Origin of the sequence: Aeromicrobium sp., from assembly GCF_036675695.1 — a bacterium.
Lineage (GTDB): Bacteria > Actinomycetota > Actinomycetes > Propionibacteriales > Nocardioidaceae > Aeromicrobium.
In genome coordinates this window covers 1-19,847 of the sequence record NZ_JAKFEL010000221.1, presented here as the reverse complement: position 1 = coordinate 19,847, position 19,847 = coordinate 1, and the positions used below count along the sequence as shown (strand labels likewise).

At 64.5% G+C, this 19,847-nt stretch carries 20 protein-coding genes and 1 tRNA gene; 7 read left to right on the top strand and 14 right to left on the bottom strand.

Annotated elements, in window-relative coordinates; genetic code table 11:
• Nucleotides 1-43: 43 nt before the first annotated feature.
• Nucleotides 44-529: a CarD family transcriptional regulator gene (locus tag V6M39_RS14225; RefSeq protein ID WP_309967052.1), complete on the top strand. Its 486-nt coding sequence runs from the start codon at nt 44-46 to the stop codon at nt 527-529.
• 69 nt (nt 530-598) lie between these two features.
• On the opposite strand, the gene ispF is transcribed toward V6M39_RS14225, so the two are convergent.
• Nucleotides 599-1,075 carry a 2-C-methyl-D-erythritol 2,4-cyclodiphosphate synthase gene (gene ispF / locus V6M39_RS14220; RefSeq protein ID WP_332644471.1) on the bottom strand — a complete coding sequence of 159 codons (477 nt, stop codon included), beginning with the start codon at nt 1,073-1,075 and terminating at the stop codon, nt 599-601.
• Between the two features lie 56 nt (nt 1,076-1,131).
• Here ispF and V6M39_RS14215 point away from each other — a divergent pair, with 56 nt between their 5' ends.
• Nucleotides 1,132-2,622 (top strand): molybdopterin-dependent oxidoreductase, encoded by a 1,491-nt coding sequence (locus V6M39_RS14215; protein ID WP_332644470.1) that lies wholly within the window; start codon nt 1,132-1,134, stop codon nt 2,620-2,622.
• A gap of 3 nt (nt 2,623-2,625) precedes the next feature.
• On the opposite strand, the gene V6M39_RS14210 is transcribed toward V6M39_RS14215, so the two are convergent.
• A complete protein-coding gene (locus V6M39_RS14210; protein ID WP_332644469.1) occupies nt 2,626-3,867 on the bottom strand; it encodes a peptidase C39 family protein in 1,242 nt (413 codons plus the stop codon).
• Nucleotides 3,868-3,971: 104 nt separating this feature from the next.
• Here V6M39_RS14210 and cysS point away from each other — a divergent pair, with 104 nt between their 5' ends.
• Together cysS and rlmB are read left to right on the top strand one after the other, a co-directional pair.
• Nucleotides 3,972-5,381, top strand: a complete 1,410-nt coding sequence (cysS, locus tag V6M39_RS14205) for a cysteine--tRNA ligase (protein ID WP_332644468.1) — start codon at nt 3,972-3,974, stop codon at nt 5,379-5,381.
• A gap of 5 nt (nt 5,382-5,386) precedes the next feature.
• Nucleotides 5,387-6,331 carry a 23S rRNA (guanosine(2251)-2'-O)-methyltransferase RlmB gene (gene rlmB / locus V6M39_RS14200; protein ID WP_332644467.1) on the top strand — a complete coding sequence of 315 codons (945 nt, stop codon included), beginning with the start codon at nt 5,387-5,389 and terminating at the stop codon, nt 6,329-6,331.
• Here the strand turns inward: rlmB and V6M39_RS14195 are convergent.
• Both V6M39_RS14195 and V6M39_RS14190 read right to left on the bottom strand, forming a co-directional pair.
• Complete coding sequence (locus V6M39_RS14195; protein WP_332644466.1) at nt 6,328-7,623, bottom strand: D-arabinono-1,4-lactone oxidase; 1,296 nt, start codon at nt 7,621-7,623, stop codon at nt 6,328-6,330. The genes rlmB and V6M39_RS14195 overlap by 4 nt on opposite strands.
• Entirely contained in the window at nt 7,620-8,783 is a 1,164-nt protein-coding gene (locus V6M39_RS14190) for an amino acid deaminase/aldolase (RefSeq protein ID WP_332644465.1), read from the bottom strand. The genes V6M39_RS14195 and V6M39_RS14190 overlap by 4 nt, the downstream gene beginning before the upstream one ends.
• A 79-nt stretch (nt 8,784-8,862) precedes the next feature.
• On the opposite strand from V6M39_RS14190, the gene V6M39_RS14185 reads away from it, so the two are divergent.
• Nucleotides 8,863-8,938: transfer RNA gene (locus tag V6M39_RS14185), tRNA-Thr, on the top strand.
• A gap of 5 nt (nt 8,939-8,943) precedes the next feature.
• Here the strand turns inward: V6M39_RS14185 and V6M39_RS14180 are convergent.
• Nucleotides 8,944-9,396: an SRPBCC family protein gene (locus V6M39_RS14180; RefSeq protein ID WP_332644464.1), complete on the bottom strand. Its 453-nt coding sequence runs from the start codon at nt 9,394-9,396 to the stop codon at nt 8,944-8,946.
• A 59-nt stretch (nt 9,397-9,455) separates the two neighbouring features.
• A complete protein-coding gene (locus V6M39_RS14175; protein ID WP_332644463.1) occupies nt 9,456-10,400 on the bottom strand; it encodes a helix-turn-helix domain-containing protein in 945 nt (314 codons plus the stop codon).
• 125 nt (nt 10,401-10,525) lie between these two features.
• Between V6M39_RS14175 and V6M39_RS14170 the strand changes: the two genes are divergently transcribed.
• Nucleotides 10,526-11,350 (top strand): alpha/beta hydrolase, encoded by an 825-nt coding sequence (locus V6M39_RS14170; protein WP_332644462.1) that lies wholly within the window; start codon nt 10,526-10,528, stop codon nt 11,348-11,350.
• Nucleotides 11,351-11,359: 9 nt separating this feature from the next.
• On the opposite strand, the gene V6M39_RS14165 is transcribed toward V6M39_RS14170, so the two are convergent.
• From V6M39_RS14165 to V6M39_RS14150, 4 genes are read right to left on the bottom strand one after another with little or no spacing between them, the layout of a single operon-like run.
• Entirely contained in the window at nt 11,360-11,962 is a 603-nt protein-coding gene (locus V6M39_RS14165) for a DUF2867 domain-containing protein (RefSeq protein ID WP_332644461.1), read from the bottom strand.
• A gap of 44 nt (nt 11,963-12,006) precedes the next feature.
• The gene (gene meaB, locus V6M39_RS14160; RefSeq protein WP_332644460.1) at nt 12,007-13,005 is read right to left on the bottom strand and encodes a methylmalonyl Co-A mutase-associated GTPase MeaB; all 999 of its coding nucleotides are present in this window, start codon (nt 13,003-13,005) and stop codon (nt 12,007-12,009) included.
• 5 nt (nt 13,006-13,010) lie between these two features.
• Entirely contained in the window at nt 13,011-14,684 is a 1,674-nt protein-coding gene (locus V6M39_RS14155) for an acyl-CoA mutase large subunit family protein (RefSeq protein WP_332644459.1), read from the bottom strand.
• Nucleotides 14,681-15,112, bottom strand: a complete 432-nt coding sequence (locus V6M39_RS14150) for a cobalamin B12-binding domain-containing protein (RefSeq protein WP_332644458.1) — start codon at nt 15,110-15,112, stop codon at nt 14,681-14,683. The genes V6M39_RS14155 and V6M39_RS14150 overlap by 4 nt, the downstream gene beginning before the upstream one ends.
• Nucleotides 15,113-15,250: 138 nt before the next feature.
• Between V6M39_RS14150 and V6M39_RS14145 the strand changes: the two genes are divergently transcribed.
• A complete protein-coding gene (locus V6M39_RS14145) occupies nt 15,251-16,048 on the top strand; it encodes an SDR family NAD(P)-dependent oxidoreductase (protein ID WP_332644457.1) in 798 nt (265 codons plus the stop codon).
• Between the two features lie 114 nt (nt 16,049-16,162).
• On the opposite strand, the gene V6M39_RS14140 is transcribed toward V6M39_RS14145, so the two are convergent.
• Genes V6M39_RS14140 through V6M39_RS14125 form a run of 4 tightly spaced genes read right to left on the bottom strand, consistent with a single transcriptional unit; the run spans nt 16,163 to nt 19,705 of the window.
• Entirely contained in the window at nt 16,163-16,711 is a 549-nt protein-coding gene (locus tag V6M39_RS14140) for a hemerythrin domain-containing protein (RefSeq protein ID WP_332644456.1), read from the bottom strand.
• Between the two features lie 36 nt (nt 16,712-16,747).
• Nucleotides 16,748-17,881: an AI-2E family transporter gene (locus V6M39_RS14135; protein WP_332644455.1), complete on the bottom strand. Its 1,134-nt coding sequence runs from the start codon at nt 17,879-17,881 to the stop codon at nt 16,748-16,750.
• A 4-nt stretch (nt 17,882-17,885) separates the two neighbouring features.
• Complete coding sequence (locus V6M39_RS14130) at nt 17,886-18,566, bottom strand: uracil-DNA glycosylase (RefSeq protein ID WP_332644454.1); 681 nt, start codon at nt 18,564-18,566, stop codon at nt 17,886-17,888.
• Entirely contained in the window at nt 18,563-19,705 is a 1,143-nt protein-coding gene (locus V6M39_RS14125) for an MFS transporter (RefSeq protein WP_332644453.1), read from the bottom strand. The genes V6M39_RS14130 and V6M39_RS14125 overlap by 4 nt, the downstream gene beginning before the upstream one ends.
• Nucleotides 19,706-19,847 lie beyond the last annotated feature (142 nt).

Below are 19,847 nucleotides of genomic sequence, written 5' to 3'. Positions count from 1 at the left end.
GCTGCGCATGTTATCCTTGTCACCTAGGAAAGGTACGTTCTCTATGACTTTTACTGTCGGCGAAACCGTTGTTTACCCAAACCACGGTGCTGCAGTCATCGAAGACATCGAAACCCGACAGATCAAGGGCGAGGACCACGATTACCTGGTTCTTCGCATTGTTTCCCAGACTGACCTGATCGTCCGCGTCCCGGCCCGCAACGTTGACCTGGTCGGCGTTCGCGATGTCGTCGACCTGGCAGGTCTGGAGCGTGTGTTCGACGTGCTCCGTGCCGAGCATGTCGAAGAGCCCACCAACTGGTCGCGCCGCTACAAGGCCAACCTCGAGAAGCTTCACTCCGGTGACGTCCTCAAGGTTGCCGAGGTCGTACGCGATCTGTGGCGCCGCGATCACGAGCGCGGCCTGTCTGCCGGTGAGAAGCGCATGCTGGCCAAGGCTCGTCAGATCCTGGTCTCCGAGCTTGCGCTCGCTGAGAAGACCAACGAGGACAAGGCTGAGATTCGTCTCGACGAAGTTCTCGCTTCCTGACCCGAAGCACCCGTACGAAGCCCCCGACTTTCGAGTCGGGGGCTTCGTCGATTCTTGAGGATCCTGACGTCAGACCTGGAACAGGATTGCGGTGGCGATTGCGGCGATACCTTCGCCACGGCCAGTCAGCCCGAGACCATCAGTCGTCGTCGCCGAGAGTGACACCGGCGCACCTATTGCGTCGCTGAGTACCCGCTCGGCCTGCTCGCGCTTGGTCGAGATCTTGGGCCGGTTGCCGATCGCCTGCACCGAGACGTTGCCGATGCTCCAGCCCGCGGCGCGTACGCGTCGGGCCGTCTCGCGAAGGAAGTCGGTCCCTGCAGCGCTGGCCCATTCGGGCTCGGCGGTGCCGAAATGGCTGCCGATGTCTCCCAGGCCTGCGGCGCCGAGGACGGCGTCGACGATGGCGTGAGAAACGCAGTCTCCGTCGGAGTGCCCCTCAAGTCCGTGATCCTCGTCCGGCCATTCGAGTCCGGCGAGCCAGAGTGCGCGACCCGGCACGAGCTTGTGTACGTCGGTGCCAACACCGATCCGAGGAGATGTCACAGGTTGATCATGCCGTACGTGCCAGCAGAACCTGGGTGCCGAGCGATGATGGATCTGTGACCCGACGTCGTGGCTTCGCCAGCGGAGTGCTCGCGGCCGCTGCAGCTGTCGCGGTGAGCGAGGCGCTGGCTGCGCTGTTCAACCTGCGGGAGTCGCCCGTGCTCGCGTTGGGACAGACCGTCATCAGACTCACGCCCGGCGGTATCGCTGAGGCGATCATCGGAGTTGTCGGCACCAAGGACAAGCCGCTCGCGGTGGCATCGGTCCTGGCCGCGATTCTTCTGCTCGGCGGACTTGCAGGGCTGTGGTGGAGTACACGGCGGACTTGGTCGATCGGGCTGGTCATCGCTCTTGTCGTCGCTGCTGCTGCAGCGGTGATCGGGCGCCCCTACGCATACGGGGCGGGTGTCATCGCCTGCATCCTGGCCGGCCTGGTTGTCGTCGCAGTCCTGATTGCGTTGCAGCCCGGCGAAGCTGTGACCGAGTCGGGCCGCCGTGAGTTCCTGCGTACCGCTGCCGTGATCGCAGTGGCAACCGTGATCGTCGGTGGAGCCGGGGAACTGCTCGGATCAAGGCGCCGACGCCGCCAGGAGATCGAGCGGGTGCGCGAGTCATTGAGATTGCCGACCCGAGGAGTCGCCGTGCCATCTGGCGTCGACTTCGGCGTCAAGGACCAGCCTCGATGGCTGACCCCGAACGACGAGTTCTATGTCATCGACACGGTCCTGTCGAAGCCGCTCATCGATCCGAACGAATGGGAGCTGCGCATCCACGGGATGGTCGACCGCGAGATGACGCTGACGTATCAAGATCTCTTGGATCGTGGTCTGAAGGACGCGTGGATCACCCTGTGCTGCGTCTCCAACCCGGTGGGCGGTGACCTGATCGGCAACGCGACTTGGAGCGGGGTGCCGATCAAGGATCTGCTCGAGGAGGTTGGTGTGCAAGCGGGCGCGGACGCGTTGTTGTCGACCTCAGCGGACGGCTGGAACTGCGGCACCCCGCTCGAGGCCCTCATGGATGGCCGCGACGCGCTGCTGGCTCTGACCATGAATGGGGAACCGCTCCCCGTCGCGCACGGCTTCCCCGTGCGCCAGGTCGTCCCTGGCCTGTACGGATACGTCTCCGCGACGAAGTGGGTCACCGACTGGGAGGTCACCCGATTCCAGGACTTCTCGGCCTATTGGACTCAGCGTGGTTGGGGACCCCTTGGGCCCATCAAGACGCAGGCGCGTATCGACCTGCCGCGAGGATCGGCGGAGGCAGGGAAGGTGATGGTCGCCGGAGTCGCGTGGCAGCAGCAGGTCGGCATCAGCTCGGTCGAGGTCCGGGTCGACGGCGGGCCTTGGCAGAAGGCGACGTTGGCAAAGGTGCCCAACCTCGATACGTGGGTGCAGTGGACCTGGCAGTGGGACGCCGAGCCCGGCGAACACACGATCGAGGCACGCGCGACCAACAGCGAAGGCGAGCCCCAGACCTCGAAGATCGCCGACGTCCTCCCCGATGGTGCGACGGGTTATCCAGGCATCCGCGTCAGCATCACGTAGGGCTCACCAGTGGGCGGAGTCGGCCGGAAGCGGCTTGCTGGTGGGTCGGATGACGTAGACGACGCCGCCGCTGCCACCGAGCCACGCCTTCTCGAACTGCGAGCGCGAGTAGACCCTCCGTACCGTGGAGCTCGTGGATGCCGCCGGGTCGTTGGCGATGACCCGGCCGTCGGCAGCGAAGCCGCGAATCACCAGCAGGTGACCCGGCGTCGACGAGATGGGGGAGCCGGTGAGCTCGCCCTTGCCGAACGCGACTGACGCCACCAATGGGATGCCCGCCTTGATGAACGCCTCGGCCTCCCTGAGGGTGCCCAGTCGCGTCACGAAGCTGTCGAGTGCGTAGCCCGCGGAGTACGCGGTGTTGAACGGCCAGTTGCCGGTGCCTTCGTAGCGGTAGTCGTACGTGTAGCGGGCCGCGTGATTGACGTAGCCCTCCGCGTAGCGAGTCCAGTCGTAGTCGGCCGGCGTCGGCCCGGCGCCGTAGTAGCGCATGACCATAGAGGTGGAGGTCGGCGAGCACCAGGCCTCGCCACCGCCGCCCCACTGGGGGTGCTGTCCGCTGTGGATCATCTGCGACGACTTCGGTACGGACAGGTCCTTGGTGGACGTCATCGTGGTCGCACTCGTGCTGGTCGCGCGGGTCGCATAATTGGCGGCGATGCCGTTGACGGCGAAGAGCGTCGGCTTCGTCGTCGTGGTCACGCTCTGCATCAGGTGCACTCGCACCTGCCAGCCGGTGAACGTCATACCGCTGTTGGCGATGATCGTGTCGGTCGACAGCCTGGCGAGGTCATCGATCTGCGAGGTGTAAGACGTGCGCTTGATGTCGGAGGTGCCGGTGGCGTAGCGCGCGACGGTGTCCCAGCTGCCGGTCGTCGACCCGCTGCGTACTCGGACCTCGATCTTGGCCCACGTACGGCCAGGGGTCTTGATACTCCACGAAGGGATCAGGGTGCGGGCGTCGAAGCCGGTGTCCTGCCACGGTGAGGTCCACGCGCCGGTGCGATAGCTCTTGGCTCCGCCGGTCACCCGAGGATCGTCGTAAGTGATCTTCGAGGTGCCGGTGCCCAGGGTCATCGAGCCTGAGCCGGCCGAGAGGGCGACCGAGGTGCCCGCTGCGAAGTCGGCCGAGCTGGTCCACCGGGCGAACGATGCCTGGTCGGACGTTGCGGCCGATGTCGGGATCCCAGGCAGCATGGCGGCACCGAACAGCAGGGCCACGGTGAGACGAACGGCATTGCGCATCGGGTCATCCTATGTGACCAGTGGGACTTGTGGGGGTTTAAGTGACTTAACCGCCCCGCGGAGCAGCGGCGGGATCGCGAGACCGGAGCCGATAAGGTTGACCTGTGCCATTCCAGCTCTTCGACACCGCAACGCGACAGGTCCGCGAGCTGGATCTCGTGCATCCCGGGCAGGTCTCGATCTACCACTGCGGTCTCACCGTGCAGGGCCCGCCGCACATCGGGCACATCCGCAAGGAGGTCGTGTTCGACGTACTCCGCCGATGGCTCGAGCACTCCGGGCTCGCTGTCACGATTGTCGCGAACGTCACCGACATCGACGACAAGATCCTCGCCAAGGGGGTCGAGCAGGATCGTCCCTGGTTCGCCGTGGCCTATGAGAACGAGCGCGCGCTGCACGCGGCATACGAAGTGCTCGGCTGCATACCGCCGACGTACGAGCCCCGTGCCACCGGCGTCGTGCCCGAAATGATCGAGATGATGCAGACGCTGATCGAGCGCGGTCACGCCTATGCGGCTGTCGACGGCTCGGGTGACGTCTACTTCGACGTACGGTCGTGGCCCGCCTACGGCGAGCTGTCCAACCAGAAGATCGACGACATGCAGGCCGCCGAGGACGCTCCACCGGAGGGCAAGCGCGACGCTCGTGACTTTGCCTTGTGGAAGGGCCACAAGGACAGCGACCCGGAGTCCGCCTCCTGGCCCACGCCGTGGGGTCGCGGTCGGCCCGGCTGGCATCTCGAGTGCTCGGCGATGGCGGCGAAGTACCTCGGTCACGAGTTCGACATCCACGGCGGCGGGCTCGACCTGCGCTTCCCGCACCACGAGAACGAGCTCGCCCAGTCAACTGCGGCCGGTCAGAAGTTCGCACGCAACTGGATGCACAACGCGATGCTCAACCTGTCGGGCTCCAAGATGAGCAAGTCAGTCGGCAACACCTTGCTGGTCAGCGAGGTCGTCAAGCGGGTACGACCGATCGACCTGCGCTACTACCTCGCGGCGTCGCATTACCGCTCGATCGTCGAGTTCTCCGAGGAGTCGCTGACCGAGGCGGCCACGGCGTTCGCCCGGATCGAGGGATTCGTACGTCGTGCTGCCGAGCTGGTCGGTCCCGGTGAGCTGGGCGAGATTCCTGCCGACTTCGCCAAGGCGATGGATGACGACCTCGCCGTCCCTGCGGCACTTGCTGTCCTGCAGTCGGTCATCTCCGATGGCAACAAGCTTCTCGGAAGCGGCGACTCGGCAGCGATCAGCGTGGCGTTGGCCTCATCGCGAGCCATGCTCGACGTTCTCGGTTTGGATCCCTTGTCCTCCACGTGGGATCGTAGGGGTGACGATGCTGCGTACGCGCAGGTGATCGACTCCCTCGTGGGCGGGCTGCTCGAGCAGCGCCAGGAGGCGCGGGCCAACAAGGACTTCGCCGCCGCGGACCGAGTTCGCGACCAGCTCACGGCTGCCGGCATTGACATCGAGGACACGCCGCAAGGTGCGCGCTGGTCCGTGAAGGGTGACTGACTGAGATGCCGGGCAACAGCAAGCGCAAGGGCGCGATCAAGAAGACCGGCAAGGGCAACCCCACAGCCGGATCAGGGGGCCGTCGCCGCCAGGGCCTCGAGGGCAAGGGCCCGACGCCGCGCGCCGAGGACCGCCCCAACCACAAGATCTACAAGATGAAGAACGCCACTCAGAAGCGTGAAGCCGCGCGTCCCAAGCGCAAGACCGGCGATGCTGCCGAGTGGGTCGCTGGACGCAACCCGGTTGTCGAGCTGCTGCGCGCCACCGTGCCGATCCATGCGCTCTACGTCGCTGAGGGCACCGAGCGTGACGACCGTATCCGCGAGATCTTCAAGCTCGCCGCCGAGCAGCACATCAGCCTGCTGGAGATCGGTCGGATCGAGCTCGACAAGCTCACGGGTGGTGCTGTTCACCAGGGCATCGCCGCCAAGCTCAACGCCTACGAGTACGCCGACCCGGCATCGTTCTCAAAGGCCGCCGCAGAGCTGGGCGAACCGGCGCTGATCGTGATGCTTGATGGCGTCACCGATCCCCGCAACCTCGGGGCCGTCATACGTTCGGCTGCCGGCTTCGGCGCACACGGTGTCGTCATCCCCGAACGTCGCGCGGCACATATCACCGCCTCCGCCTGGAAGACCTCGGCTGGCGCCGCTGCCCGCGTACCCGTCGCCCGCGTCACCAACCTGACTCGTCAGCTCAAGGCGTTCCAGGACGAGGGCATGATGGTCATCGGCCTGGCCGCCGACGGCGACGTCAACCTGCCCGACTCGCAGATGATCGACGGGCCCGTCGTCGTGGTCATCGGCAGCGAGGGCAAAGGCCTGTCGCGACTGGTCGGTGAGACCTGCGACGAGCTCGTCTCGATCCCGATGTCGACCGGCCTCGAGTCGCTCAACGCCGGCGTGGCTGCGGGCATCGCGCTGTACGCGATCGCCCAGGCAAGGGCTTAACCCAGGACGCGGTCGAGGTACTCGTTGCTGAACGTCCGCTGCGGATCGAGCTGGTCGCGGATCGCCACGAAGTCACTGAACTTGGCATAGCGCTGCGCAAAGTACGACGAGTCGAGCGTGTGGATCTTGCCCCAGTGCGGTCGCCCCTCGTATGCGGTGAAGATGTCCTGCGCGGCAGCGAAATAGTCGGTGTAGTCGCTGCGTACGTACTGATGCACCGCGACATAGACGTTGTCGCGCTCGTGACCCGTCGACATCCAGATGTCGTCGGCAGCGGTGAAGCGCACCTCGATCGGAAACGAGATCCTCTCATGCCCGGCGTCGAACCACTTCTTCAGCTCGCCAAGAACGTCGCCGAGTGCCTCTCGCGGCAGCGCGAACTCGGACTCACGGAACCGTACGGACCGCGGTGAAACGAACACGTTGTAGGAGTCGTCGGTGTACTCGCGCGCGCTGAGCATCGATGCTGCGAGGTTGTTGACCCTGGGGATCCAGCTGCGTTGACGGGCGACGACGCGGTTGATGCCGCCGAAGGCCGTGTTGCTGAGGAACTCATCGTCGAGCCAGTGCCGGAACCTGCTGATCGGCTTGCGCTCGGTGCCGTCGGGGACGCGGTTGTTGCGCTTGATCAGCGCCTTCTCGGTGTGCGGGAACCAGTAGAACTCGAAGTGGTCGTTGTCGCTGACCAGCTCGTCGATGCCCTGTAGCACCTCGGGCAGCGCTATCGGCTCCTCGCGGGCGTGCAGCAGGAAGGCGGGTACGCACTGCAGCGTGACCTCGGTCAGGATGCCGAGCGCGCCGAGGGTGACCCGTGATGCGCCGAACCAGGCATGCGTCTCGTCGATCTCAAGCACCTCGCCATCGCCGGTGACGAGCTGTACACCGACGACCGTTTTGGAGATGCCGAACAGCTTGTCGCCGGTGCCGTGGGTTCCGGTCGAGACAGCGCCGGCCACCGACTGTGGGTCGACGTCGCCGAGGTTCGGCAGTGCGAGCCCCATGGCGTTGAGCTGTGGGTTGAGCTCGTGCAGCGAGATGCCGGCCTGCACGCGTACGCGCTGGGTCACCGGGTCGTGGCTGATGATCTTGTTCATCCGGTCGAGGCGCAGCAGGATTCCGTCAGTTGCCGCGATTGCGGTGAAGGAGTGGCTGGCGCCGACGGCTTTGATCTTGATGCCGGCCACGGCAGCCTCACGTACGAGTGCAGAAACCTCGGCGGTCGATGCCGGGTGTGCGATGCGTTCGGGGTGGGTCTCGACGCTGCGGCCCCAGTTGGTCCAGGTCTCAGTCATCCGAAGTTCTTGCCCTCTCCGCGATAGGTCGGTATGCGTTCGACACTTCCGTCGGCTGCGACGATGGCGATCTCATCGAACCGTTCGCACATTTCGCCGGCCTTGGCGTATCGCATCACGACGCGATCGCCGATGTTCAGGTCACGAGCGGCTTTGCCCTTGACCGGGCTCTGGACCTCGCCGGCACCCTCGGTGCTGATGGCCTTGAGGCCCTCAGGCCAGGTCGGCGCGGGCTGGCGGTTCTTGTTGGTCGGACCGGACGCGATGTACCCACCGGCGAACAAGGTCGCGATGTCCGGCTCGGGCTTGCGGACAACAGAGAGCACGAAGTACGCCGCGGGGCGCGCCTCGAAGGCGTCGTAGCCATCGAACAGTGTCGGCACGAACAGACCTGAGCCAGCCGTCAGCTCGGTGATCGCGGGGTCGGCGCCGGTGACCTCGAGACTGCCGGTGCCACCGGCGTTGATGATCTCGAGCTTGGCGTGCTCGCCGACAGCTGCGATGACCTTGGTGCGTCGTTCGAGCAGATCAGCGTTGGAGCGCTTCTTGACGAGGCGTACTGCAGCAGAGCTGTCCGGCAGCCCCGCGATCTGCGCGTCGTAGAACATCACGCCTACGAGGTCGTAGCCCTTACGGCTCTCGATCGATTTCGCCAGCGCACCGGCAGCGTCGGCCGAGTGCACGGGGGACCGGCGTACGCCGAGGTGCACCGGCCCGATCTTGAGGGATGCGTCGACGTCGATGCAGACCCGGATCGCGGGGTGGTCGGCGCCTATCAGGCTGTCGATGTGGTCGAGCGATTCGACGCTGTCGACCATGATCGTGATCGCAGCGCGCTTCCGATCGTCGGCAACGAGCTCCTTCAGTGCGGATGCGCTGGTCGTCGGGTAGGCCAGCAGGATGTCGTCGATGCCGTTGTCGACGAGCCAGTTGGACTCGGCGAGCGAATAGGACATGACACCGGCGAAGCCCTCGCGGGCCAGCGTGCGATCGATGATCGACCGAACGCGTACGGACTTGCTGGCGACCCGGATCGGCACGCCAGCCGCTCGTCGTACGAGATCGTCGGCGTTCGCCCACAGCGCTGGCTGGTCAACGACGGCGAAAGGAGTGTCGAGATCGGCGGTGGACTTGAGGAGTCTGTCGAACGGTTCTGGCACCTAGCCAGTATGCCGCGCAAGTGGTTCGCGGCCTCCACTACGATGGTCTCTGGCCCGCGATGAACACCGCGCGGTCCACGCCCCTGTAGCTCAGTTGGTAGAGCGTCTCACTTGTAATGAGAATGTCGCGGGTTCGACTCCTGTCGGGGGCTCCATCAATTCATGCTCGACCGGAATGCGCGATCAACCGTTCGGCGAGATTGCCCAGAAACCTGTTGAGGTAAGCGCGCCACAGGAGACCGGTACCCGGGATCCGCTCGGTGAACTCTCCGGTCCAGGTCACAGTCACGTCACCGGGCTCTCGGGACGAGAAGACGACCTTCGCGGAGTAGTCCCGCACGGGCCACCGCGCTGGGATTCGGTAGCCATGTGTCGTCGGCTTCTCGTCGATGGTGATCACCTCGGCCGCCTTGAAGCGGGGAGTTCCGACGAGCCTGGTGCGGCCAACGACGCTGCCTTGGGCGCCGCTCTGCTCGTGGTCTTTCCAGCCGGAGAAGGTGATCGGTCCTCCGGCCCACCGTGCCCACGACTCGGCGTCCCGAATCAGCCTGAAAGCCGCCGCGGGGTCGCCAGCGCCGTGACGCACGACGCTGAATGTGTAGGACCTGGACATGCTGCAACCCCGTTCGATGAGAAAGGTGCGCCAAGGCCTCGTCGCCCGGCAGAGCGACACTATCGGTGAGGTTGGTTGATCGCCTGCCACTCGCGAGGCGAAACTCCGTAGGATCCGCGGAATCGAGTGGCGAAATGCGCCGCGCTGATGAAGCCCCATCGATGCGCGATCTCACTGACTGTCACGCCGGCCGAACGGCGTGACAAGTCCTCGGCGGCGCGGGCGAGACGCTCTTCGATGATCCATTGCTCCAGACGCAGGCCGTTGGCGGCGCAGACCTTGTAGAGGTGGCGGACGGACACGAAATGCGCAGCGGCGATGCTGCGAGCGTTGAGCCTGGGGTCAGCGAGGTGCTGACGTGCAAAGGCCTGGATGCGGAGGATGAGCGCGTCCTCCATTGCGTCGCGGCCGGCGCGACTGTCTGGGGCAACACTGGCCAAGAGTGCGCGGGCCAGTGACAGTGTGGAGGTGCCGAGATGCGAAGCGGCGGCTTCGTCCACCTGGCCGGCAACTCGCCGTACCTCGCGCACGTGATTGGTGAAGAGCGAAGCAAGGGGGCTCTTGTGGAGGTGTTCGAGCGCGGGCCTGATGTGGTCGATCGGAATTCCGAGCGCCTCGCGCGTCAGCTTCGCCGTTAGCGTGCGGGTGTCGGTGATGCGGTGGTCGTAGGGCATCGACAGGTCGGTCGCCCAAAAGGTCGACGGCCTGACGGCCACCTGACGGCCGGGCTGGCTGTGCACCCCCACGCCTTTGAGCGCGTACGTCATGAGCAGAGCAGGCTCTTCGTCACTGCCCGGTGGACCGGTGCGTCGGAGGATGTGTGCCGAGCATGAGGCGTCGACGACCTCCACCCCTGCGAACTGCCATGCGTTCATCGCGAGGTGCACACGACCGGGCTCAGCCCGGGAGGTGAACGTCGTCGCATGTGCTGCGCTCGTGATCGACTCCACCGCGAGGCTCAACCGATCGCGGCGTGGCACGGCAGCGGTGTCCACAACGAGCACAAGACAAGTGTTCCGGCTGGATGCACATAGGAGCAAGAGCCGTGCACGTACAGGAAAGCCGAGTGCCAGCCTCGGTGAAACGCTTGATGCATCTCCGGGGGACTGACTTCAGGAAGCAGGCACACATGAGCGCATCAGCACCCGACTCAATCGTCCTCGTCCACGGCTTCTGGGTGACCCCTCGATCCTGGGAGCACTGGAAGGCTCGGTACGAAGCCAAGGGTTTCACCGTGCACACACCGGCATATCCGGGATTCGAGGTTGAGGTCGAGGCCCTTCGCGCCGATCCGACGCCGATCGCCGACCTCACGATCGAGGCAATCATCAGCCACCTCGAGGGGTTCCTTGACACGCTCGACACCACGCCGATCTTGATGGGGCACTCGGCTGGCGGCGCGTTCATGCAGGTCTTGCTGGACCACGGCTATGGCTGCGCGGGTGTGGCACTCAACTCCGCACCCACCGAAGGCGTACGTGTGACGCCATGGACCCAGCTGCACTCGGTGTTCCCCGTGCTCAAGAACCCTGCAAACCATCACAAGGCCGTCGGGTTCGACGCCGAGCAGTGGAAGTACGCGTTCACCAATACGTACACGGATGAGGAGTCGCTCGCGTTCTACGAGCGCTATCACATCCCCGCATCAGGACGAGTCCTGTTCGACTCGGTCTTGGCCAACTTCAAGCCGGGCCACCAGGACGCCTGGGTGGACTTCAAGAACCCGAACCGAGCTCCGCTGCTGTTCCTGTCCGGCTCCGAGGACCACATCATGCCGAACTCGGTGCAGGCCTCGAATGCGAAGCACTACAAGGGCGAGGGCACGATTACGGAACACGAGACGTACGAAGGCCGGCCCCACCTGATGGTTGCGGGAGAAGGCTGGGAGGAAGTCGCCGACCGGGCACTCGAATGGGCGCTCGACAACGCTCGGACGGCAGCGACTCCTGTGTGAGCACTCAGCTCACGATGAGGAGTCTTGCAGGTTCCTCTTGTCCCATGCTCGTTCGATCTGGCGCATCAGCGCGGGATAGACGATCAGGTAGCGGAACGGCTTGATCAGGTCCATGTAGACCTTGCCGAAGCGGCCCCGCGGCTTCACCAGTACCGCCATCTGGCCCTGGTTGTCGCCGTGCCCCTTGTCGACCCAGCCGAGATGCATCATCGCGTGCACCGTCTTGTTGGAGATCTCGGCGGCCGACTCGCGATCCGTTCGGTAGAGCGGGTCGAACGGGAGCGAACCGGAATCGAACCCGTCGGTCGTTCCGCGCAGATCTGCGGGCAGTCGGCTGACCAGGGAGGTCGCGTTGTCGCCGGGGATCGGCAGCTTGTCGTCCTCGTCCCAGCCGAACCACTCGCCGAGCTTGTAGCGGATGCCGAACAGTGCCCGGCTGACCCGCGATGGGCTGTCGCCGGAGCTCAGGTGAGTCATGACCTCAAGCAGCTTCGGGAAGTCATCGGGTCCGCCGTGAACCGGGAGGGCCCATACGTCTTCAACCTCGAAGTCCGGCGCGATCTCTGAGATGCGCCAGCCCTGCTCTTCGTGCGCCGAACGAGGAAGCCTCATGCTTCGAGGCTAGTCCTCCGCTGGCAGCAGAAGTGACGGACCAATCAGGTATCGAGTGGGTTGGATTCGACGTCCAAATCGCCAGCGTATTTGGATGACTTGAGCCCTTCAGCAATCCGGATCGTCACAGCTTGGGCAACAGTCTGGATATGGATCGCACCATCTGCGGCCTGGCTGATCGACTTGCTGCATTGCCGGAGTGCATCGGCAAGCTCGTTTTTGACTGCGCGGTGGACTCGGGACTCGATCTGAGCCTCGATCCGAGCACGACGGCCTCCCGTTCGCTCGCCGAAGCCGATCCCCTCGATCGCGTCCAGCAACTCATCGACTCCTTGTCCAGTCGTCGCGTCGGTCGTCAAGACGGGCGGTTGTGCGCCGCTGGCACCGCGCAGCCTGAGCATCCCCTTGAGCTGGCGAGCGACAATGTCGGCCCCGGGCAGGTCACTCTTGTTGACTACATGAATGTCGGCTAGCTCGAGAACGCCTGCCTTCATCGTCTGGACGTCATCGCCCAATCCAGGAACGCTCACGAGGATGGAGATATCGGCGAGCTTGAACACGCCAGTCTCCGACTGTCCAACTCCGACTGTCTCCACGAGCACCAACGGCCAGCCAGCGATGGCCATTGCATCGATCATGGCAGGCAGGTTGTCTGCGATACCGTCTCCGTGGTTGCGAGCCCCGAGCGACCGGACGAACACTCCTAGGTCATCAGTGTGACGCTCCATCCTGATTCGATCGCCCAGTATTCCGCCTCCGGTGAGGGGGCTCGAGGGGTCGATCGCGAGGACTGCAACTGGTAGACCGCGTTTCCGCAACGCGGTGAGCATTGCGGAAACCAGCGTTGACTTTCCTGCGCCGGGTGGACCGGTGATGCTGATTACCCGGCCAGGTGCAGCGCTCAGAGCCAGCTGTCCCGCGAGCGCATCAGTCCGGTCGTCGCCGTAGCTCAGGATGGTGAGCACTCGTGCCAAGTCGGCTCGGTTGCCTTTGGCCAGCAGTTTGACGCGGCTGGCTGCCTGCGCCGCCAGGTTGGGTTCCAATGTGCTCAGGCGACGATCAGGGGATGGCCGAATCCCAGACGGTCCCGCAAGGCTTCGACGATCTCGCCGTGGGTGACGCCCTGCTCGGCACTGTTGACGACTTCGACGAAGATGTTGTCACTCGTGCTGTCGGCGGCTCGGTTGAGGGCGTCAAGTGCCCTGCGGACCGCGTCACTGCTTCGCTCGGCCTTGAACTTGCGGAACGAGTCAACGTGCTGCTGCATCGCCTCGGGATCGGCACGATAGGGCTCAGGCGCTGCTGCTTCGGATTCGTCTGTCTCGTAGCAGTTGACTCCGACGATCTTTTCCGCACCTGACTCGATGAGATCCTGTGCGGCGAGAGCAGACTTTCCGATCATGTGCTGAACCAAGCCTGCGCCAACTGCCTCGTACATTCCACCGGCATCTTCGATTAGCGCCATGATCCGAAGGATCTCGGCTTCCATCTCGTCTGTGAGGGACTCCACGTAGTAGGAGCCGGCCAGTGGGTCGATGACATCAGTGAGATGCGCTTCTTCGCGCAAGATGTTCTGCGTTGCCACGGCAATTCGCGCGGTTTCTTCAGTCGGGCAGGTGATGGCCTCGTCGTAGGCATCCGTGTGCATGGACTGCAGGCCGGAGAAAATGCCAGCTACAGCTTGAGTTGTGACGCGCGCGATGTTGTTCAGAGGCTGTTGAACGGTGAGGTCTACGCCGGAGGTCTGTCCGTGAAACTTGAACCGCCACGATCTGGGATCTTTCGCTCCGAGTTGATCTCGGGCAATACGAGCCCAGATGCGTCTCCCGGCGCGGAACTTGGCTATCTCCTCGAAGAACGAGATGGAGATGTCGAAGAAGAACGTGAACCTGGGGAGCACGTCGTCAAGATCAAGTCCGGCCGCCTCGCAGTCACGGGCGTATTGGATGGCGCTTGAGAGGGTGAAAGCCATGGTCTCGGCGGGCGTGGCTCCAGCCTGTTGCATGTGTTGCCCAACAATCGAAACCGGGTTCCACTTCGGCAGGATCTCACGGCAGTAGGCGACGTGGTCGGTGAATATCCGCCGTGCGCCGGTTTGGCTGAGCCGGTAGAACATGTGGTTCGCAACGTAGTGCGAAATGTAGTCAGACTGATTTGAGGTCCCCGTGATGGCTGAGGCGGGGATGCCTCGACGCTTTGCAGTCCCGAGCAGGAATGCCAAGAGCGTAAACGGCGTCGGGTCGTTCATGGCCGTCGATATGCGGTCCAAGGAAACCCCGTCGAGAGCCCGGTCCATGTGGTCGACGGTGTTTATGACGGTCCCGCACGTCCCGAGGAGCGGCAACGGTGCCTGATCGCAATCGAGTCCGCGGAATACGGAATTGCAGGGAAGGAGACTTATCGCGTTCGCTCCCGAGTCGATCATCTGAAGTACGCGACCGTTGTAGTCCGCGGGGGTTCCCAAGCCCACCAGCTGGCGCTGCGACCATCGCTTCCCTCGATACATCGTTGGGTAGATGCCGCGGGTGAATGGATACTGCCCGGGGTAACCGTCCGCTGCGTCCCTTGACCCGGTCCAGTCCTGTTCGGAGTAGAGGGGCTTGATCTCGAAGCCAGACCGGTTGCGTATGACGTCACCTTCAGGGAGGTCGCGAGCATATTCGCTCTCCCACACCCGACGGGGGTCGACATCGACGCGCTGCTCGCGTTCGTCGAGACTCATGCCTCACCCACCAGGACTCGGTCGCGAGCGTCGCGCACATCGTCGCCGATGCGTTCAATCGTGTGGATGATCTCGTCACGCGATGATCCGGGGCCGAAGATTGCTCTGACTCCCGCCGTGATCAGAGCCGGTCGTTCTTGCTCAGGAACGATTCCACCGACGACGACGGCAACGTCACCCTTGCCGGCAGCCGCAAGCGCCTCCATAAGGTCCGGGACGATCAGGTGATCGGTCGCCAAGGTGGAGATGCCGATGATGTCGACGTCTTCATCGACTGCGAGCCGAACCACTGCCTCGATTTCTTGCCACGGAGCGGTGTAGATGACCTCATGTCCGGCATCGCGGAGGTAAGCCGAGACGAGACGGCTCCCGCGATCATGGCCGTCAAAGCCCACCTTGGTTACGAGCACCCGAAGTGGCATCGACATTCGTTCCTCCTTGAGGGAGCGTGGCAGGCGAAAGTTGACGGTGTACTGGCGATGGCCAATCGTAACCCGGGAGTATCGAGGTTTGGGGGGCACCTGCTTCGGTCTGTCGAGCGGTCAGGATCGCACTATGGTGTCGGCATGCCTCTTCCAGCACCTGGTCCTGACCGTACGGCGCTGGTGACTGGAGCCTCCCAAGGGATCGGTGCAGAGATCGCCCGCGTTCTGTCGCTCCAGGGACACCATGTCACGTTGGTTGCCCGGTCCACCGAAAAACTGAAGGCACTGGCGGACGACCTGGATAACGCTGACGTCATCGCACTGGACCTTGCCGATCGGGCTGGTCGCGCCTCGTTGCTCGACCAGATTGCCAAGCGCGGGCGCGTCGTCGACATCCTTGTCAACAATGCCGGGCTGTCCACCCTCGGCCCGGTGAGCAAGTCAGACCCATCGGCCGAGCTGAACATGATCGAGATCGACGTCGCGGCCGTCTCTGACCTCTGCAGCCGGTTCCTGCCGGGCATGGTCGAGCGCCGTCGCGGTGCAGTCCTCAACGTCGCATTGACGGCCTCGTTCCAACCACTGCCGGGACAGGCGGGTTACGGAGCCGCCAAGGCCTTCGTTCTGTCCTACACGCAGAGCCTCGCCGGTGAGCTCCGCGGCACCGGCGTCACCGCGACAACCCTCTGTCCCGGTCCCGTGCACACCGGCTTCGGCGAACGCGCTGGCTTCTCCGAGGAAGACGCGGAAGCGGCACTCCCCGCGGTCATGTGGGTCACCGCCGAGGATGTTGCAAAGAAGGCAGTCGAGGGTATGGCGAAGGGTCGCCTCGTGGTCATCCCGGGCAGGATCAATAGAGCCGCCGCTGCCCTGTCGCAGGTGACACCCAGATCGTTGCTGCTGCCGATTTTGGCGAAGAACCACCCCGGCCTGCCCTGATACACAGAATTGTTCGGCACCCACTTCATTGGCGCATGTCACGCCGACCAGTCGCGGCAGCAGGTGTTGGCTTACGCCCTTGACCGTCTGCTCAGCAGCTCGTAGGCGTGACCGTCACTCGCCCTCGGCGGGCCGGAGTCCTTCGGCGTAGGCGGCCTTGACGAGGCGCCGGACGTTCTCGATCGATCCGCAGTCATTGTCGATCTGCTTGTTGCGCTCGGTGGCGAACTTGTCGCCGAGGTCGGCCTTGACCTGCTCGGAGGCCTCTTCTCGAGCAGGGTTCAGGATCGTCAGCTCTTCCTCGGTCAAGTGGTGATTGACCTTCTCGGCGAGCTTCTCGACAGCGTCCTCGAATTTCTGCGTGTCTGTGCTTGCACACTCGAGCACAGCCAACAGAGCCTCATTGCCTTCGGCGTGTTCCTCCTCGCCGTGCTCCTCGTCGTGCTCGGTGACGCTGGTTCGCTTGCGCAGCACGGGATAGACGTACTTCTCCTCGGCCTCGGCGTGTGCGACGTGAAGTGCAGAGAACGCGGCACGTACGGCTTCGCGGTCAGACGAGTCATCGCGCAGCTTGCGCAGGAGTTCTTCAAAACGACGGTGGTCCTCGAGGATCAGCTCAACGACGTCGCCGGATTCAGGGCGGCCCAGATCGATCGTGGTCATGCCCGGATCTACCCCGCGTACGGGTCGGCCAAACCGCTATTGCTCGTCGAGGATCTCGGCTGCGTCGTCGTCGTTCTCTGGTGCGTTCCACGCAACGGAGTCGTCGATACGTTCGTTGAGATAGCGCAGCACCTCTGCTGAGGTCGCGACAACAGGAACGGCGAGGAAGGCGCCGGTGATGCCGAACAACGTGCCACCTGCGGCGACGCCGAGGAGCACGACCGCAGGATGCAGGTTCATGGTCTTGCCCTGAAGCATCGGCGAGAGGACGTTGCCCTCGAGCTGCTGGACCGCGACGACGATGATGAGGACGATCAGCGCGTCCTTGGGCTCGTTGGTGACGAGTGTGACGAGCACCGCGAGGGCACCGCTGACGAAGGCACCGATGATCGGAATGTATGCGCCGAAGAACGTCACGACGGCGAGGGGGATGGCTAGCGGTGAACCGATGATGGCGAGGCCGGCACCGATAATCACAGCGTCGATCAGGGCGACGAGCGACTGGACCCGGATGAAGCCTCCGAGGGTGGCCCACGCACGGTCGGCGACCTCGACGAAGTGGCCGCCGGCGCGCTGACCGGCAACGACCTTGACCCATGGCAGGAACTTGTGACCGTCCTTGACGAAGAAGAACGTCAGCATCAGGACAAGGATCAGGTTGACGATCGCAGACGTCGCGGCGCCGATCGTCGAGAAGATGCCCGAACCGATCGATGTCGCGCTGGACTGGAGCTTGTCCTGCAGAGCCTCGATGGCGCGAGTGATCTGACCCTCAGAGAGATTGAGCGGCTCGCCAGTGAGCCAGTCACGCACCTTCTGCAAACCGTCGGACGCGCTGGCGGCAACCTCGCCTGCCTGCCCGGCAACCTGCGGTGTCAGTATCGCGATGACGCCGACGATGGCGCTGATGAAACCGAGCACGATGGTCATGGCGGCCAATCCGGCGGGCCACCCCTTCGATCTCAGCCAAGCTGCCGGGGGGCCGAGGATCGTGGTGACGATCAGCGCCATCGCGACCGGGAAGATGACGACCCAGGTGTGGCCGATGATCCAGCCGAGCACCAGACCAGCGGCGGCGATCACGACGATCCGCAAGCCCCACTTCTGCATGACGCCGATGCCTTCGTCGATGACGACACCGCGGTCGCGTATGCGCTTCTCTTCAGTCACGCCATCACCCTAACGGTGCGAGTGACCATTGGACCGGTTCTGCGCCTTGCCCGGTCAGCAGCTCATTGGCGCGACTGAACGGTTTGGAGCCGAAGAATCCGCGCGATGCCGAGAGCGGGCTGGGGTGGGCGGACTCGATCGTCGGGATGTCGCCGAGCATCGGCTTGAGGCCCTGTGCGTCTCTGCCCCACAAAATGGCGACCAGCGGTTGATCGCGCGCGGCGAGTGCGCGGATTGCCTGCTCGGTGACGACCTCCCACCCCTTGCCCCGATGGCTCGCGGGAGCGCCGGGACGTACGGTCAGCACACGGTTGAGCAGCAGGACGCCCTGCTCGGCCCATGGACTGAGGTCGCCAGACTCTGACGGCTGTATGCCGAGGTCGGCGTGGAGCTCGTTGAAGATGTTGGTCAGGCTTCGCGGCAGGGGCCGCACGTCCGGGGCCACTGAGAACGACAGTCCGACGGGATGGCCCGGCGTGGGATAGGGGTCCTGGCCGGTGATCAGGACCTTCACGTTGGCCATCGGCTCGGCGAAGGCGCGCAGGATGTTGTCGCCGGCAGGAAGGTAAGAGCGACCAGCCGCAATCTCCTCCCGTAGGAACTGACCCATCGCCTCGATATTGGCCGCGACTGGCTCGAGCGCCTCGGCCCAGTCAGGAGCCATGAGCTCAGCCAGCGGCTTCATTCCGACACCTTTCGCAATGCGCGGGGCGCCAGCAGCCCGGCCAGCAGGCAACCGATGATCGGGACGGCGAACGCGGTCGTCAACGGCACCCAATTGGTGAGGATGCCGATCACCGCAGGACCAGCCAGCAGTCCGAGGTAGCCGGTGCCGGTGACTCGAGCCAAGTAGGTGCCCGAGGCCGCCGGGTCGATGTTGCCGGCGGCGCTGAAGAACTGCGGTACGCAGCCGGCAAGCCCGATACCGAAGACAGCCCAGGCCACGATCGCGACCCATGGACTGGGTGCCAGTGCCGCTCCGAACAGACCGAGGGCGCCGACGAGTGCAGCGCGCTGGACGTACGCAGCGGCACCGATGCGACCGACGATCCGGTCGGCGAGCAGCCGTACGGCCGTCATGGTCACCGAGAACGCGCCGAATGCCCACGCCGCCACGGTCTTGCTGGCATCGAGGGAGTCGTGCAGGTGCACCGTGCTCCAGTCGTACGCGACTCCTTCGGACAGGAGGAGCACAAACGCGAGCAGCGAGAGCAGGATGACGCGTCCCGTCCAGGGTGCGCGCTTCACGTCCGCCTTGGTGGGTGCCACGGGTGCCGTACGTAGCAGTCCCGGTCGAGCAACCAAAGTCACGGCAATGCCGGCGATCGCCGCAATGCCGAGGGTCAACCGGATGTCGGCGTCCACGGCAATCAGCACGCCACCGACCAGTGACGCGGCCAGACCACCGAGAGAGAAGAACGCGTGGAAGGCGCTGATGATGGGTCGGCCGTACGCACGCTCGACCTCGACGGCCTGCGCATTCTGGGCGACGTCGATGATCCCGTTGGCGGCGCCGAACAGCCCGAGCGCAACGGCCAACGCCGCGACGCTGGTCGCCACCGCTGGTCCGATCAGCACAGCACTGAGGGCGAGGCCTGCGCCGACCACAACGGGCTGGCTGCCGAGCTTGTCGATGAGGCGCCCGCCAACCTGCATACCGACGAGAGCGGTGCCGCCCATCAGCAGCAGAAGGTAGCCGAGCTGGGCCTTGTCGGCGCCCGTGCGGTCGAGGATCTCGGGGATGTGTACGACCCACATGCCGAGCGAGAAACCGTTGAGCGCGAAGAACGCAAAGGTCGACGTTCGCGCTCGCGCTAGGGGCATGGCTCGAGCCTATCTGCGCGGATAGACTGCGCGGGCTGTGTCAGCCATTGCCTCCTACCGCGCACTGTTGCGCATCGTCGGGCCCGCCTACATCGTCGTAGCCTTCCTCGGGCGGATCCCGCTTGCCATGAGCCAGATCGGC

Bases quoted from the DNA above. Each gene is read 5' to 3' on its own strand.
- V6M39_RS14130 (WP_332644454.1), bottom strand. From the start codon at position 18,566: ATGAAGCCGCTGGCTGAGCTCATGGCTCCTGACTGGGCCGAGGCGCTC.
- V6M39_RS14155 (WP_332644459.1), bottom strand. From the start codon at position 14,684: ATGAGTCTCGACGAACGCGAGCAGCGCGTCGATGTCGACCCCCGTCGG.
- V6M39_RS14145 (WP_332644457.1), top strand. From the start codon at position 15,251: ATGCCTCTTCCAGCACCTGGTCCTGACCGTACGGCGCTGGTGACTGGA.
- V6M39_RS14125 (WP_332644453.1), bottom strand. From the start codon at position 19,705: ATGCCCCTAGCGCGAGCGCGAACGTCGACCTTTGCGTTCTTCGCGCTC.
- V6M39_RS14195 (WP_332644466.1), bottom strand. From the start codon at position 7,623: ATGACTGAGACCTGGACCAACTGGGGCCGCAGCGTCGAGACCCACCCC.
- V6M39_RS14180 (WP_332644464.1), bottom strand. From the start codon at position 9,396: ATGTCCAGGTCCTACACATTCAGCGTCGTGCGTCACGGCGCTGGCGAC.
- V6M39_RS14170 (WP_332644462.1), top strand. From the start codon at position 10,526: ATGAGCGCATCAGCACCCGACTCAATCGTCCTCGTCCACGGCTTCTGG.
- V6M39_RS14225 (WP_309967052.1), top strand. From the start codon at position 44: ATGACTTTTACTGTCGGCGAAACCGTTGTTTACCCAAACCACGGTGCT.
- V6M39_RS14165 (WP_332644461.1), bottom strand. From the start codon at position 11,962: ATGAGGCTTCCTCGTTCGGCGCACGAAGAGCAGGGCTGGCGCATCTCA.
- V6M39_RS14150 (WP_332644458.1), bottom strand. From the start codon at position 15,112: ATGTCGATGCCACTTCGGGTGCTCGTAACCAAGGTGGGCTTTGACGGC.
- rlmB (WP_332644467.1), top strand. From the start codon at position 5,387: ATGCCGGGCAACAGCAAGCGCAAGGGCGCGATCAAGAAGACCGGCAAG.
- V6M39_RS14210 (WP_332644469.1), bottom strand. From the start codon at position 3,867: ATGCGCAATGCCGTTCGTCTCACCGTGGCCCTGCTGTTCGGTGCCGCC.
- V6M39_RS14140 (WP_332644456.1), bottom strand. From the start codon at position 16,711: ATGACCACGATCGATCTGGGCCGCCCTGAATCCGGCGACGTCGTTGAG.